We start from the raw sequence: 17,197 nt of genomic DNA on the forward strand, positions 1-17,197 counted from the left end.
CCAAGACTTTTTCATGTGTTGGAAAGCATCCCGCTCAGTGTAAATGGTAAGGTGGATCGCAAGGCTTTACCAAGAGTGGTTGAGCGTAAAGAGATGGTAGAAATGGCAGAAAAGTCTGACAGAGCCCCCAAGGACCCAGTTGAGCAACAGCTTTTGAATCTATGGAAAAAAGTTCTGGAACAAGAGAAAATTATAGTGAATGATGATTTCTTCCAGCTGGGTGGGCAGTCGTTTGAAGCGGTACGATTAGTTGGATTAATCTCAGAGCAGTTTGGAATCAATCTATCGATCGGGGATGTGTGGCAAGATCGTACAGTGGCGAGAATGGCGGAGCGACTACGGGAATGGGAGCATGCTGCAGCGTTTCGAGCGCTTGTAGAGATGAATACCGAGGGAAAAGGGAGCCCGTTATACCTAGTACATCCAGCAGGTGGTAATGTCATGTGCTATGGGGAACTGGGAGGACTAATATCACGTCCAGTGTATGCCTTCCAAGCACCTGGTGTGGATGGAAAAGCAGTGCCATTGGATTCGATTAATGAGCTAGCGAAGATTTATGTGAAGGAGTTAGTTGAGCATCAGCCTGAAGGGGCGATTTTACTAGGCGGATGGTCTTCCGGTGGAATAATAGCCTATGAGATGGCGGTACAGTTGCGTGAGCAAGGACGAATGCTAGAAGGAATTATTATTATAGATAGTCCAGCTCCGCTAGTTCATGAACCAATTGATGAAGCCATTCTCTTCGACTGGTTTATTGAAGATATGAATTTGGAACAATCAATGAATACTATTTTGAAAAATATTAGGAAAGAAACAACGGATAAACAAAAATTGAAACAGGTCGTAGAATGGACTAGACATACATTGGGTACTAACATTGAACAGTTAAACTCTATTTATGAAGTATTCTCAGGGATTGTAAGGGGAACAAGGAACTATTCAGCACATAAATCTGATATTGATTTATTTATTATTCGCGCAAGTGAAATGATTGTAAGTGAGTTTGCTGATCATCCTTGTACAGACGATACAGATTGGGGATGGAAACAAATTACTTCAGGGAGAGTAGATACTATATATATGCCTGGCAATCATTATACTTTAATGGCGAGTTTAAACATGAAGGAAATAGCAGCTCAAATTGAAAGCTGGCTCACACAATACAATCTAGCGTATACAAACAAATAATCATAACCCAATTCATTGGACATAAGCTAACGAAATAGAATAAAAAGCATGGTAATGATACTGCGAAGTTTTTTACCATGCTTTTTTAATTATGGGAGGTTGCAATAGGTGGGAAAGTTGCAGAAGGATACCCTATTTGATATTTATGATGATATTATCATCGGAGCTGGTTCATCTGGTTCGGTAATTGCAAGTCGGTTATCTGAAGACAGCTCAAGAAAAGTGCTCTTGCTCGAATCGGGGTCCGATTTTCCTCAAGTAGAGTCAATGCCTGAATTACTTAAAAATCCTGTAGGTCCTGTTTTGAGTGGATATAATTGGGATATTCTAGCGAAAATAAAAGATTACACAAATATGAATGGTAAAACCCGAGAGAAAGCTACTTTTGACTACGCATCAGGTAAAGTAGTCGGTGGTTCATCTGCAATAAATGGTGCGATTGCTTTAAGGGGTATGCCTTCTGATTACGAAGAATGGGCAGCTGAATGCAATGGTGAATGGTCTTGGACAGAAGTATTAAAACTATTTTGTGCAATGGAGGATGACCCGTTCGGTGAAATTGAGTATCACGGTAAAAATGGACCAATCCCCATTATTCGACCGGACAAATCAGAACTAGTCCAACTTCAAAAAAGTTTTCTAGAGGCTGCATTAGTACATGGAATAGGCGAAATAACTGATCATAATCATCCAGACGCTACTGGGATAGGTATGATCCCTAAAAATGTCGCCAATAAGGTTAGGATGTCTGCAGCACTCACACATCTCTCTACTGCTCGTAATCGTCCGAATTTTACTCTCATTACTGGTATTATAGTTAATCGGTTAATTTGGAAGAATGATCATTCCATTGAGGGGGTAGAGGGGGTAATAGATGGTCGAACAGTAACCTATTATGGCCGTAGAGTAATTCTATGTTCCGGGGCATTGCATACCCCCGCTATACTTATGAGGTCAGGAATAGGCAATCCATCAATGTTGGAGGTATTAGGAATTAAAGGGAAAGTATCTCTTCACGGTGTAGGTTCTAATTTAATCGATCACCATGCCGTTGGTATTTGGGGAGTACCTAAGCAGGGAGTGAGTGAGGCTGGGGAGCCCACTCATCAAGTTTTGCTTAAGCATAATCTTATGGGTTTATCTGAAGAGAAAAACGGTATGCAGCTTTATATGCTTAGTGGAATCAACTCAACGATGTTCCCGATGATAAACACAGCCCTTGGTTCCCCCATTGCTTTTGCATTGTCAGCATGCCTAATGAAGCCTAAATCAAGAGGATATGTTCGTCTGACTTCTGCTAATCCGCAAGCACCTCTCCATGTAGTATCCAACTGTCTTGGTGAGAAAGAGGATGCCTTGAAGCTACGAGAAGGAGTTCGTTTGGCATGGGAACTTATGCAATACCCAGAACTTCGTTCGAAAATTGAGCGAGTCCTTGCTTGGACAAGCGGAGTGATTCAATCAGATGTAGCATTAGATTATGCTATTGCTACTTTTGTTCGTCCAGGATGGCACCCAGTCGGCACAGCAAAAATGGGGATTTCTCCAGATGAGGGGGCTGTTGTCAGTCCACGAGGGCAAGTGTTTGGAGTAGATAATCTTTGGGTGGCGGACGCCTCCATCATGCCCACAATTCCAAGTGCCCCAACTAATTTGACCTGTATGATGATCGGAGAGAAAATTGGAGCTCAATTACAAAAAGTTGAAACTTACGAAGGATTCCAGTTTTGAAAGCATAGTTGAAAGGAGACGGGACGGCTCATGCCAACTGTTATAGGGATGGAGTATAGTTACAATGTTATAAATTTGAGAACAGAATCTAATGAATTTATCAATTACTGTTATATTATTATAGACTCTACTTCAAAAGAAGCATTTATTGTTGATCCGTCTTGGGAGTTGCACAAGATCAATGAAACACTCAACAAATTTGGTGCAAAGTTAACGGGAATATTACTTACCCACTCTCATCAGGACCATGTCAATCTTGTTAATCCACTAGTTAATTTATACAATCCCAAAGTATATATGTCCGAAAATGAAATTAATTACTATAATTATTATTCTGAAAATCTATACCCTGTGCAAGATGGCGATCTAATTAAGTTCGGTGAAACTGTTGTTACTTGTTTACTAACTCCTGGTCATACTGCAGGCAGTATGTGTTATCTATTAACAGATAGTTTATTTACAGGAGATACTTTGTTTGTTGAGGGATGCGGTCTTTGTGAAAGTGAGGGTTCCTCGGCAGCCCAACTGTTCGATAGCTTGAATAGATTAAAATTTGTTGTTTCTCCCTCGACACGAATATTTCCTGGACATTCCTTTGGAAAGCCACCAGGAACTATTGTTGATGAGGTTGTTAAGGTAAACCTTTATCTTGCAATTCATAGGAAAATTGAATTTATTAATTTTCGAATGAGAAAGAATCAAAAAAAAGATATTCCGTTCTATTAAGCAGATAAAGGGGAGATAGGCTGTGCGAAATCATAAGAATTTGGTAGAATTTCGTCAAAATGAAGAGAGAGTCGGACAATTATTAAAGATTAGGCACCTAGACAAGCAATTCATTTCACCAAGTGGTGTATTTTATGCGCTTCAGGATGTTACTCTGGATGTAATGGCTGGGGAGTTCATTGCGGTAGTTGGTAAGTCGGGTAGTGGTAAATCAACGTTAATGAATATGATTACAGGAATTGATTCTCCTACAAAGGGTGAGATTTTTGTTGGAGGGAAACCTATTCATACTTTAGATGAAAAACAATTAGCCGTATGGAGAGGTACAAACATAGGAGTCATTTTTCAATTCTTCCAACTTCTCCCTACCCTTACAGTGGCTGAGAATGTAATGTTGCCAATGGACTTTTGTAATACTTATCCGGTTAAGGAACGGTACGAGAGAACAATTACATTACTTGAAAAAGTTGGTATAGCGGATCAAGCAGATAAATTACCTTCAGCTCTGTCAGGGGGGCAGCAGCAAAGGGCGGCTATAGCTCGTGCATTAGCAAATAATCCACCAATTTTAGTTGCAGATGAACCTACAGGCAATCTAGATTCAGCTACATCTGATCAGGTGCTTGAACTTTTCGCAAGCTTAGTTGCAGAGAATAAGACAGTTCTAATGGTAACGCATGAAAGAGATGTCTCGCGATTTGTTCATCGAACGATTACGTTGGCAGACGGTAGGCTTCAGGAGGACAGGTATGCTTAGACCAAGTTGGAAAAAGATCTATAACGACTTATGGATGACCAAGGGGCGAAGCACATTAATGCTATTAGCAATAACTGTAAGCCTTTTCGCCTTTGGTACCATTATTAATGGATACTCAGTCTTAACACGTGAACTGAGTCAGAACTATTTGAATACGAATCCTGCTTCGGCTACTGTGAAAGTTCATGATGTAGATCAAATGATGGTAGAGACGGCACTTGAGCAACAGAATATCTCTGATGCGGAGGCACGTGTGTCGATTCTTGCACGTGCGCAAATGGGGTCAAATGAATGGTTGCCTTTCTTGTTGTTTGTAGTAGAGGATTTTTCTGCGATTAAGATGAATCGTTTCATTAAAGAGGAAGGACAGGGGTCTCAATTAGTGAATAGCTTGCTGATTGAGCGTACAACTCCGAGAGTCGTACCACTTGCAATTGGAGATAGTGTTCAACTTAAGCTACCAAGTGGCTTAATGTTCGAGATTCCTGTCTCGGGCATTGTACATGATCCAAGCTTAGCGCCCGCCTGGCAGGAACAGACAGGCTACGGGTATATTACAATTGAAACACTGAGAAGTCTTGGTGAACAAATTGAATTTGATGAACTGCGCATCATGGTCAGTGATCACGGTGGGGAGAAAACTCTAATTACTGAGGCAGCTGTGAATCTTGCTAATAAGCTGGAGCAGCAAGGTTACAATGTTGAAGGAATTGAAGTTCCTCCACCGGGAAAGCATCCTCATCAAAATCAACTATCAGCAATTTTGTTATTATTTATTTCTTTTAGTGTACTATCACTCGTACTAAGTGCTATTTTAGTAGCAGCCATGGTAGCTGGCATGATGGCACAACAAGTTCGACAAATCGGAGTTATGAAAGCAATTGGAGCAAGTACCTGGCAAATATCTCGATTATATTTATATATGATAGGGATTGTAAGTGTCTTAGCTGTTGTCATCTCACTTCCCCTTAGTATTCTAGCGGGTCGGCTTTTATCCGAAATAATTTCTGAGTTATTGAATTTTTCTGTTTATAATTCCACTATCCCTTGGTGGGCAATGGTTTTACAAATAACGGTGGGTTTGATGGTTCCAATGTTAATAACGTTAAGGCCTATTCTAGACGGTAGTAAAAAGACGGTTCGGGAGGCTATCGACGATTATGGTGTAAGCAGTAATAATTTCGGAGAAAGCTGGATTGAGAAAAAGCTGAGTAGTTTGCGAGGGCTGGACCGAACATTAATGCTTGGTATACGGAATGCATTTCGTCGTAGGAAAAGACTTGTATTAAATCTAGTTTTGCTTGCGGCTGGCGGTTCTATGTTTATGACTGGTCTGAATGTTTCTGATGCTTGGGAGAAAGATTTGAGTGCAGCATTTGAACACCGAAATTTCGAGATAGAGTTTCTATTTAATAATAATGAGCCTTACGGAGAACTAACAGAAATGATTGCTAGCGTGACTGGTGTGAATAAAGTAGAGGGTTGGGGCTATGTTGAGACGGCAGTTGTTCAATCGGAAGCGTTCGAGATTAATCATACCTATCCTGATGGAAGACATGGAAGTTTCTCATTACGAGGAGTACCCGAAGGAAGCCAAATGATGGATTTTCCTTTGAAGTCAGGCCGATGGTTACAATCATCCGATAGCAATTCAATTGTATTAAACCATATGGCAGCTGCATTAGTTCCAAAGTTAAAAATAGGTGATAAAGTAAATCTATCTGTGCACGGAGAACCTCACCAATGGACAATAGTCGGTATTGTGAAAGAACTAGGATCACCTGCATCTGCCTATGTAACAAAGTCGGCCTTCGATCAGATCGTAGGTGAGACAGGGTTGGCACGTTCAATGCGAATAGCAACCGATACTACCAATCCAGGAATGCTGAAAGAAACAGTTAAACGAATAGAAATGAATCTGAACGAGACAGATATAAGTATTGCTGCAGCGATTACAGATACTCTTCTTCGTACAGCAGTTGAAGGACATATGAAAATTTTAATTTACTCACTGGTTTTACTTGCATTATTAATGGCATTAGTAGGTACACTTGGATTAGCTTCATCGATAAGTACAAGTGTAATTGAGCGGACCCGTGAATTCGGTATTATGAAAACAATAGGAGCCACGCCCCGCACGATAATAAGGAATGTAGTAAGTGAAGGTGTATTTATTGGATTATTAAGTTGGTTATTCGCTATTATCTTATCATTGCCACTTTCCTATCTAATAGGTCATATGGTTGGTACCATGGCTTTCAGAAGTCCACTTTCCTTGGCATTATCACCACTGGCTATCATCGCATGGTTGTTTATCGTATTCATCGGCTCTGCGATAGCTAGTTATATTCCTGCCAAGCGTGCTTCTAAGCAAACCATTAGTGAGAGCTTGAAGGCTATGTAGTTAATGTTCAAAATGAAGATATGATGGGCTAATTTTAACTATCTAAATGATGAGAGTTCGCTTGATTTATGTATATGTGCATAATATGTCACGAGGAATGTTAATATTTAATTAAAATACCATTTATGGTAAAATGTAGAAAGCGATGATATGCTATTCATTAAACTGTGATCATTCAATATTTATAGTAGAGATATAAAAGTGGAGGTTCTTCATGCAAGATGCATTAGTTTATAAAAGAGTAGATATTGCACAATATTGGACAATTACTAAAAATATAGATGAGGACAGGAAAAAAAAGTGGAGAGACATTATTACGAAATCAAATCTGGATACTTCTTTAACTAGATTACATCTGCGAATCGATAACAACACAATCGCAGGTATTCAACAAAATCATGGTTTGCTAATTGAAATCGTCGAAGAGAAGATTTCAATCCTAATGAAATCGATGATTGAATCTATTTTATTCCTAGTAACATCAACTGAAGGAGTAGTGTTAGCAGCAATCGGGAACAATGAAGTTACTAAAATTGTTGATCATACATGCAATATTGGGGTTGGAACAGTATTTAATATGTCCTACACAGGAGTAAATGCGATTACGCTTGCTATGGAATTAGAGGAGAAGGTATTTTTGAGAGGCGCAGAACATGACATGGATATGTTTTCCAAATGTTGTTGTTTTTGCAGTCCGATTTATTCTAAAGGGATGATAATAGGTTATCTTAATATGTCACTTACAGAGGAAGAGAATCACTTACTAGCTGCTTCTATTTTTGATATTGCTCTATGTAATATTCAGAGTTCTTTAAATAGTACATGCCCTGAAATTAGTAAGGATCATATCTTTCTGCAATTTCAGAAAAATAAGCTTTCTCCCCGAGAGAAGGAAATTGGGTATTACTGGATAATGAATCACAGCGCGTTGCGTATTGCTAGTGAATTAGGCTTAGCAGAGGGGACGATTCGTAACGTGATTAAGAAAATTTACAAGAAGACTGGAGTAAGTGATAAGGGGAAATTTATTCATAAGTTTATGGGCTTTATCAAATAAATGTATCCTGTATGGGACATATACTAGTTGGAAAAGAAATGGTATTGTTTAATATATGTAATGTTAAGTAATAAATGTAAAAATTAACATATAATTATTCGTTATCATACTTTCAAAATTTTGTATATTGTCTCAAGCACCTAGTTGATTTTATATCTACTTAGTTATTAGTATATTGCGACTCTTGCCAAGTAGTTTGTATAAAAAAATGGAAGTTACGTTCCTAGATGCATCAACAGTTGTATGAATCGATTGTTTCCATTTTTAGTTACTCTCGTGGAGTTGTTAGTTACTAATACGGTGATTACTTCCTAGAGTTAGTTGTGGTGATGATCGGTTAACATTGTGTTATGAGACATTGTGATTTTATCCTCGTTAGAAGTGATTATTACTGTCACTTTTTGTAGGGGAATCATATGTCTCTTTTTTTATTGTGTTTATTAATGTATCGAAATATTTAAGGGGGAGTTTAATTGAAACATTTGTTGTCTGGATTAGGTGATTTTTTGAGTCGTAAACGATTGATAGTTATTATTATTTGGATAGTGTGTCTATTTGTAGGTGGAATACTGCGGGGTGATCTTGAAGATAAGTTGTCCGGCGGTGGCGGTGATGTTCCTGGATCTGATTCAGCGCAGGTAATGGAATTATTCAGGGAGCAGTTCCCAGAGCGCTCTAATCCTTCCATTCTTCTTGTGATGAAAGACAGTTTGTATCCAGTCGAGTCTGCTGAATATATGGAAAAATTACAGAATGTGATTCAAGAACTAAAAAGCAATGAATCAATTGAAACTGTAACGAGTATATTAGATATTCCTGCTCAAGAAAGGGCGAGGTTTATTGGTCAGGATGGATATACTTCTATATCTCTTGTCAGCTTAAATATATCAGAAGAAGAAGCGGTCAAAATATTACCGAAAATGCAAAAGGAATTCATTGAACATACTAAAAATCTAGATGTGATGACTTATCTTGTTGGTACTGCACCAGTATTGGGTGACATATCTGAATATAGTAAATCGGGACTATTAAAGGCAGAACTTATTGTTCTCCCACTAATTTTTATCATCCTCTTTCTCTTATTCAGAAGTTTGATGGCTACTTTGATCCCTTTTATTATTACGGTAGTATCAGTAATCGGAGCGACGAATGTAATTGGAATTATTGCATCATATACAGAAATTTCTGTTTTCGTCTCCAATGCAACCGTGATGTTAGGCTTAGGGGTTGGGATTGATTATTCCCTCTTCATGGTGAACCGATTCCGAATCGAACTTGGAAAAACAGAAGATATAAAAACTGCTATGGGTCATACGATGCGTACAGCTGGTCATACGGTTCTTTTTTCAGGTATAACGGTAATTGCATCGATGTCAGTACTATTCTTGGTAAATATTCCCGCTATTAAGGCTTTGGCGATTGGGGCCATCACTGTTGTATTCGTTGCTATGGTAGCAACGTTAACTTTACTACCAAGTATATTACTAGTATTAGGTCGGAAAATTAACTTAGGTACTTTCAAAAGGCTAAATCGAAGAGATAATGCACCATCTGAAGGTTGGGTGAAATGGTCGAAGATGGTGATGCGACGTCCAGGGATTTTTCTTTCAATAGGTCTTTTATTATTAGTAGTTTTGGCTATACCAACATTGCAATTAAAGTTATTTTCACCCGATGTGACGATCCTTCCTGGTGACTCCAACGTTCGTAAAGGGTTTGAAATATTGCAAGAATCTTTTGGAGAAGGACGTTTAAGTCCAAACTACTTAGTTATAGAGTCAGATGGAAACATTGTAACTGAAGAAAACTTAGAAATGCTGTCAAAATGGGTGGGTGAACTAAAACTACGAGAAGAAATTACGAGTGTTGATTCCGTAACAACTATGTTTGAGGGTACACCAGAAAAAAAAATTCCATCGATACTTGCTAGTGATCAATTGTCCGAATCAGCAGTTAGCACAATTAACCGCTATATAAGCAAAGACAATCAATCATTGGTGATAGAGTTTTATGCTAGGAAAACAGCTGCTGATGAAGAGACGCGAGAATTGATTCGAAACTTGAGAGATGTATGGATTCCAACTTTGGAAATGCCAATTGAAATGAAAGCATCTATAGGCGGTGAGACAGCAGCGAGCCTCGATAACAATGATGAGATCTCTAGAAGTCTTATACCAACGATCGTAATGATGCTTGTGCTTATCTATATAATTCTACTATTTACTTTTAAGAGTATATTACTTCCGCTAAAAGCAATTCTCCTTAATTTGATTTCAGTTGGAGCTACTTACGGAGTATTGGTACTTATTTTTGTGAAAGGATATGGTGCAGAATTATTAGGTGTAGAAACCATCGGAAATATTGTAAGTTTTGTGCCAGTATTATTACTTGCACTATTGTTCGGATTAAGCACGGATTATGAAGTGTTCCTCATCAGCAGAGTCCAAGAAGAATATGAGTTGACGAATGATAACGAGCATAGTGTATCAGTTGCTCTACAGGAAACTGGACCGCTTATTACGGGGGCAGCCATCTTAATGATGTCAGTATTTGCAGGATTTGCCTTCTCTGGTATCTTACCTATTCAGGTACTGGGAGTAGGATTAGCTGTTGGTATTTTGTTAGATGCGACAATCGTCCGGATGGTGCTTGTTCCATCAACGTTAAAGCTATTAGGTAGTTGGAATTGGTGGTTTCCTAAATTTGGTAGAAAAAAGAATTCTGAGAGAAGCAGTAAATCGAGTCTTCATTAATATATCAAATTCTTAAATTAGAAAGATGGATGTGATCATAATGGAGAAAGTTACTTTGCTGTGCCTACCCTTTGCGGGTGGCTCAGCATCCATGTATTTTCGATGGAAGTCTCTACTAGGACCGAATATAGATGTGCTTCCGATAGAAATGCCAGGGAGAGGATCGAGACTTAAAGAACCTCTGTTACACCGTGTAGAAGATTTAGTTGAAGATGCATTTTATCAAATAAAGCATAAATGGATGGCACAATCCTATGCGATTTTCGGATACAGTATGGGGAGTTTAATTGGTTACGAGCTATGTCAGAAAATGCTCACTGAGGGTTTAGGGGAACCTATTCATTTGTTCACTGCATCTTTTGAGGCGCCTTGTACGCATAAAAAAACAGAGTCCAAGCACCTACTGTCCGATCAACTATTTAAGAATGAAATTATTAAATTGAATGGAACACCGAGAGAAGTAATTGAAAATCAGGAATTAATTAATTTTTGTCTGCCTATATTACGTGCAGATTTTGAAGCGATAGAGACTTATCAGTGGAGCAATGAGAGGAAAGTACGTATTGATTCGAATATTTCTTCTCTAATTGGTATAGAGGATTTAATTTCTTTAGAAGGTGTAAAGGCATGGGAGCAATTAACAGAAAAAGAACATGAAATTATTTTATTTGAGGGGGGACATTTTTTTATGAAACAGCAAGAAACGAAGATCATAGAGTTGATTCGTCAAAAGTGTTCTTTTTCTCATATGAACCAATTACATATGTATGGTTAATCGTATTAACTATTATATTGAAAGTGGGAATTAGTAATAATGAAAGCGCAACGGTTCGTAACATTAAATGAGGTGCTGAAGCATAATAGCAGAAATGGCAATGCTGGTATTTGTTTTATAGACGGGGATAAAGAAGAATCGAGCCTGTCATATCATGAACTATATAATCAGGCCCTTGGGATATTAGGACAGCTACAGAAGAAAGGGTTAAAAGCTGGTGATGAGCTAATTTTCCAAATCGATGATAATCCTTTTTTTCTTAAAGTGTTTTGGGCATGTCAATTAGGAGGAATTATTCCAGTACCGGTAACTATAGGGAATAATGAAGAACATAAACGGAAGTTGTTTCTTATTTGGAATAGCTTAATTAATCCATACATGATATCTGATGAAAAGTCGCTAGAGGATCTCATGAATTTCGCTGAAAAGCATGAGATTACATATATGAGCGAGATGCATAGTCGCACTCTAATATCATCAGAATGTATGAACCTATATGAAGAGTTAGGGGTTTGTCATGATCCACAGCCGCATGATATTGCCTTAATCCAATACTCATCGGGCTCGACGGGGGATCCCAAGGGGGTAGTGCTTACTCATTACAACTTGCTTACCAATATTTATCAAATGTTGTTATCTGCGCAAGTATCTCAATCAGACGCATACTTAAGCTGGATGCCTCTGACTCACGATATGGGAATAATCGGTATGCACTTAACTCCCTGTGTATCAAACTCCAACCAATATATAATGCCTACATCATTATTTATACGAAGACCCACTTTGTGGATGAAAAAGGTATATCAGCATAACGTAACGATTACCTCTTCACCTAACTTTGGTTATAAGTATTTCTTAATGCACTTTAAACCGGAGGTTGTAGCTGCATGGGATTTATCTCATGTAAGGTTAATATTAAATGGAGCGGAGCCTATTTCTCCTGAAATTGCTGATATGTTCATAACTCAACTTGAGCCCTTTAATTTGAAGCGAAACACTATGTTTCCGGTATATGGAATGGCAGAGGCGTCATTGGCTGTTACATTTCCTCCTTTGGGTGAGCACTTTAGAACGATTTATATTCAACGCTCTACGCTAATTGTAGGAAATACGGTTTGTTTATCCCTTGGTGCTGGTCCAGATTATATAGCGTTTGTTGATGTTGGGTATCCCCTAGAAGGACTTCAAATAAGAATTTGTGATGATAACGATCATCCATTGGAGAATCTAAAGGTTGGTTATATCCAGATTAAAGGTGGTAATGTAACAACGGGGTATTACAACAATGTAGAGGCAACATCCAATCTAATCCGAGATGGTTGGCTTAATACAGGTGATTTAGGCTTAATGTCAGAGGGACGGCTTATCATTACGGGTCGCGCTAAAGATATTATTTTTGTGAATGGACAAAACATTTATCCTCATGACATTGAGAGGGTGGCTGAAGAACTGAAGGAAATCGAGTTAGGCTACATAGCAGCATGTGGTGTATACAATGAAAAGTACCAATACGATGATATACATTTATTTGTAATATATAAGAATAAATTAGATGGATTCATTTCTATGTATCACAAATTAAAAAATCATATCAGTAAACAAATGGGATTAGAGGTTGCCACAATTACTCCCGTCAAAAAAATACCGAAAACGACGAGTGGGAAATTTCAACGATATAAGTTAGCAGAAGGTTATCGGTTAGGAGAATATGATGAGCTAAGGAACCAGTTGGATCAACTGTTAGAACAACAGAGGCAGGAGAAGACTCATATTCCACCAATGAACATTATCGAGGAAAAGCTTGCACTTATGTGGTCGGAGCTTTTCGGTATAGAAGAGATTAGTATAGATGCCGATTACTTCGAGCTTGGAGGGGATTCGCTACAGGCCCAGCAATTGCTCGTAAAAATAGAGAAGGAATTTGAAATGGACTTTTCAATTCGACATCTATTTGAACATTCAACGATTCGAGGCATTGGAAGCTTAATCGCAGATCAGCGTAGCATGAAAGTGGTTGGAGATATAGAAAAAGAAGGGAGTAGAGAAGATCAATTTGAACGAGTCTCTCCCAATTTGCCTTACTATCCAACTTCGTCTGCACAGAAGCGCTTGTATGTGCTTCAACAGATGGCACTAGAAGATGTTAGCTACAATCAAACCTTTTTCTTAGAAATGAAAGGGACTCTTGAGCTTGACCGATTAAGGCAGGCTATTAACTATATAATAAATCGTCATGAATCTCTTCGAACCTCTTTTGACGTAGTAGATGGGGAGCCAGTGCAGGTCATTTCCGAGGAATTAAATGTTCACCTAGAAGTTATTGAACTAGCAGAAACCGACGTGGAAAATTGGATTACCAACTTCGCAAAACCTTTTGATCTTCATAAGGCTCCATTAATACGAGGGTGTATCTCGAAGTTGACTTCTGACCATCATATACTGATGCTTGACACCCACCATATTATTGTGGATGGAACATCACAAAGTATTTTTATTAAAGAATTGACGGATTTTTATAATCGGAAGGAGCTTCATACGCTTGAGATGCAGTATAAAAATTATGCTGTATGGCAAAAGAAGCTTGAAGAAAACGGTCGTTTAGTGAAAGAGGAAGCTTATTGGCTCAGTACTTTTGAAGATGAAATACCTGCCCTTCAGCTCCCTACTGATTATTCTCGACCTGGTCATAAAAGCCAAGAAGGAGATCAGGTACAAATTAGAGTTAACAGTGAGCTAGTACAAAGTTTGAAGAAAGTGGGATCCCGTAATGGTGCCACATTGTATATGACTTTGTTAAGCACTTATTATATTCTGCTATGGAAATTCAGCGGTCAGAAAGATTTTGTCGTCGGGTCACCTATTGCAGGCAGATTGCACAGTGACATGGAAAAAATTATCGGTCTATTCGTCAATACCATGGCGATTAGAAGTCGGATTGAAGAAACGGATAGCTTTTCTAAGTTACTAAGCAAAGTTAAAGAAAATGTTCTTGATGTGTTTGATAACCAAAGCTATCAATATGAAACTTTGGTAAATAAATTAAACATTTCAAGAGATGCTAGCCGCAATCCTCTTTTTGATACGATGTTTGTTCTGCAAAATATGGAGCAATCAACTTTTGATCTTGAAGGGCTTAACATTCAAAGCACTAACTTTACCAACGGAACATCGAAGTTTGATCTTACGGTTGAGGTAACAGAAGTTAAAGGCGAACTTGAGATTGTTTTCGAGTATTGTACAAAGCTTTTCAAAAAAGAAACGATACAGCGTATGTCCGACCACTTTATGAGACTAATGAAGCAAATTGTTCAAAATCAAGAAGTATTATTGCTTGACTTGGAGCTTATTGAAGAAAAGGAAAGGGAACAGCTTTTATTCGAGTTTAATCCTAAAGCTACCCAGTATCCTAAGCATCAAACCTTGCAGGAGCTATTCTCTGAACAAGTGAAGAAGATTCCTAATCATGTCGCCTTAAAGTGGAGAGACATTGAACTTACTTATCAAGAACTTGATCAAAAATCCAATCAGTTAGCTAGACTGCTGAGAAGAGAAGGTGTTAAGCCCAATAGCATTATTGCTCTTCTTATTGAAAGATCACCTGAATTGGTAATTGGAATATGGGGTGTATTGAAGGCGGGAGGGGCATACCTACCGATAGATCCAGAATATCCTGAGGGTAGGGTGGATGGCATACTTGAAGATTCTTCCACCTCCTGGGTTTTGACAAATTCCCAATTGGACAAAAAATTTGAATCTGTGCTGTATAAGGATAATCTTCTTGTCATTGATTTAGATGAGTGGGACACACGGATAGAACACGAAGATAAGGCCCCATTGGAGCCAGTTAATCAATCGAAAGACCTCGCTCATGTTATGTATACCTCAGGCTCTACTGGAAAGCCAAAAGGGAATTTAATCTGCCATTATAACATAATTCGTACAGTAACCTACACCAATTACGTTTCTATTACACCACAGGACACACTTCTTCAACTGTCTAATTATGCATTTGATGGATCTACCTTTGACATTTTTGGTGCATTGTTAAATGGAGCTCGACTAGTACTCATCGATAAAATGACATTGCTTGATATGCCGGCTTTGGCAAATCTCATAAAAGAAGAAGGGGTTACTGTATTCCTAGCAACGACAGCTTTGTTCAATACGTTAGTTGACGTCCAAATTGAATGTATGGATCAGGTGAAAACCGTTTTATTTGGAGGTGAGAGAGCCTCCTTGGCACATGTTCAAAAAGCTTGGAATGTGCTAGGACCAGGTCGCTTGGTTCATATGTATGGACCAGCAGAAAGTACAGTATATGCAACATACTATCCGATCACAGTAATTCCTGAAGAGGCCACGACAGTACCTATTGGCAAGCCTATTTCCAATACAGAAGTATATATTCTAAGTAAAGATAATAAGCTTCAGCCTATAGGAGTTGCAGGTGAATTATGCATTGCAGGGGAAGGCTTAGCAGGGGGTTACTTAAACCGTCCGGATCTAACCAAAGAGAAGTTTGTTTCACATCCATTTGTTTCTGGAGCAACGATGTATCGCACGGGGGATATGGCTAAATGGCTCCATGATGGAACGATTGAATTTATTGATCGCATAGATAATCAAGTGAAAATCCGTGGATTTCGCATTGAAATGAGTGAAATCGAGACTCAAATTATGAGATATCCTTCTATTAAGGAAGTATTAGTAGTTGTGAAATCTAGTAATGAGAGTCACCGGTACCTTTGTGCTTATTATGTTTCTGATGAATCTATAATGGTTGCACAATTGAAGGAAATGTTGGGCAAAGAGCTACCAGACTATATGATTCCTTCATCTTACGTGCAATTGGATCAGATGCCACTTACTCTAAATGGAAAAATCGATAAACAAAACCTTCCAGAACCTAACAATCATGAAGCAGATAGAGGTGCATTCGCACAAGCAACCAATAAACTTGAAGGTAAACTTGTTGATATTTGGGAGAAGGTGTTAGATCGAGGTTCTATTGGAATACATGATAACTTTTTTGATCTTGGTGGAAACTCATTGCTCTTAATTAAAGTTCATTCCAAAATCGACAGTTTGTACAAAGGGAAGGTGAAGGTGGCTGATCTTTTTACACATACCACCATCAGTAAGTTGGCTGGGTTAATAGGAAGTTCGGATGAGAATAGTACCCAAAAAGCTATTGAACTTAATGAACTACATGTACCTGGTGACTACTGGAGTGAAGGAACTGCTGAAGATAAGGATACAATTTTCAAATTCTCACTTGAGCAATCCTTAGCGGAAGTGATTGTACAGTTAAGTCAAAAGCACAAAGTAGATATTTCTGAGACGATACTTTCGATATTTATATTGCTGCTCTCTAAACTAACAAACCAGCAGGACATAACCGTTCAGATTAATAATGAACAAGAAACGGAATCATTCAAGCCAATAACTGTTAATATATCAGATGTTGGAAACATTGAACAACTAATCGATTTGGTTCAAGTAACTGCTAGCAATGTACAGCATGAGGATATCTATACGCTGGATCAGGCCATTTTGGGTATTAGAAATAGAGCTAAGATTGGAATCATACCACTATTTTCTACAACAAGTAGTGCTCTTAGCAAGAAGCAATGGAATAAGGTTTTCGATCTTATCTTCATATTCCAATTACAAGGCTCCAGAATGGATTTTATTGTGGAATATAATAATAAATTGAAAAAAGAAAAAGTGAAAGTCATAGCGAATAGTTATGTGAAACTGACTGAAATTGTTATCGGTAGTTATATCGATGAAATAAGGGGGTAAC

General features: G+C 38.3%; 9 protein-coding genes. All 9 read left to right on the forward strand.

The window, feature by feature from the left end; genetic code table 11:
• The coding region (locus tag AC1TPB_RS23070) for a thioesterase domain-containing protein (RefSeq protein WP_482078636.1) at positions 1–1,188 on the forward strand (1,188 nt) is incomplete at its 5' end.
• A gap of 108 nt (positions 1,189–1,296) precedes the next feature.
• A complete protein-coding gene (locus tag AC1TPB_RS23075; RefSeq protein WP_482078637.1) occupies positions 1,297–2,919 on the forward strand; it encodes a GMC family oxidoreductase in 1,623 nt (540 codons plus the stop codon).
• A 48-nt stretch (positions 2,920–2,967) separates the two neighbouring features.
• Positions 2,968–3,645 carry an MBL fold metallo-hydrolase gene (locus tag AC1TPB_RS23080; RefSeq protein WP_482078659.1) on the forward strand — a complete coding sequence of 226 codons (678 nt, stop codon included), beginning with the start codon at positions 2,968–2,970 and terminating at the stop codon, positions 3,643–3,645.
• Between the two features lie 22 nt (positions 3,646–3,667).
• Positions 3,668–4,402 (forward strand): ABC transporter ATP-binding protein, encoded by a 735-nt coding sequence (locus tag AC1TPB_RS23085; protein WP_482078638.1) that lies wholly within the window; start codon positions 3,668–3,670, stop codon positions 4,400–4,402.
• Entirely contained in the window at positions 4,395–6,806 is a 2,412-nt protein-coding gene (locus tag AC1TPB_RS23090) for an ABC transporter permease (RefSeq protein WP_482078639.1), read from the forward strand. Before AC1TPB_RS23085 ends, AC1TPB_RS23090 begins: the two co-directional genes overlap by 8 nt.
• A 214-nt stretch (positions 6,807–7,020) precedes the next feature.
• Entirely contained in the window at positions 7,021–7,863 is an 843-nt protein-coding gene (locus tag AC1TPB_RS23095; RefSeq protein ID WP_482078640.1) for a helix-turn-helix transcriptional regulator, read from the forward strand.
• A gap of 473 nt (positions 7,864–8,336) precedes the next feature.
• On the forward strand, positions 8,337–10,616 hold the full coding sequence (locus AC1TPB_RS23100) for an MMPL family transporter (protein WP_482078641.1): 2,280 nt from the start codon (positions 8,337–8,339) through the stop codon (positions 10,614–10,616).
• A gap of 40 nt (positions 10,617–10,656) precedes the next feature.
• Positions 10,657–11,391 (forward strand): thioesterase II family protein, encoded by a 735-nt coding sequence (locus AC1TPB_RS23105; protein ID WP_482078642.1) that lies wholly within the window; start codon positions 10,657–10,659, stop codon positions 11,389–11,391.
• A gap of 39 nt (positions 11,392–11,430) precedes the next feature.
• Positions 11,431–17,196, forward strand: coding sequence for an amino acid adenylation domain-containing protein (locus tag AC1TPB_RS23110; RefSeq protein WP_482078643.1), 5,766 nt, complete (start codon positions 11,431–11,433; stop codon positions 17,194–17,196).
• Position 17,197: the final 1 nt, after the last annotated feature.

The organism is Paenibacillus sp. Y951, from assembly GCF_056786395.1.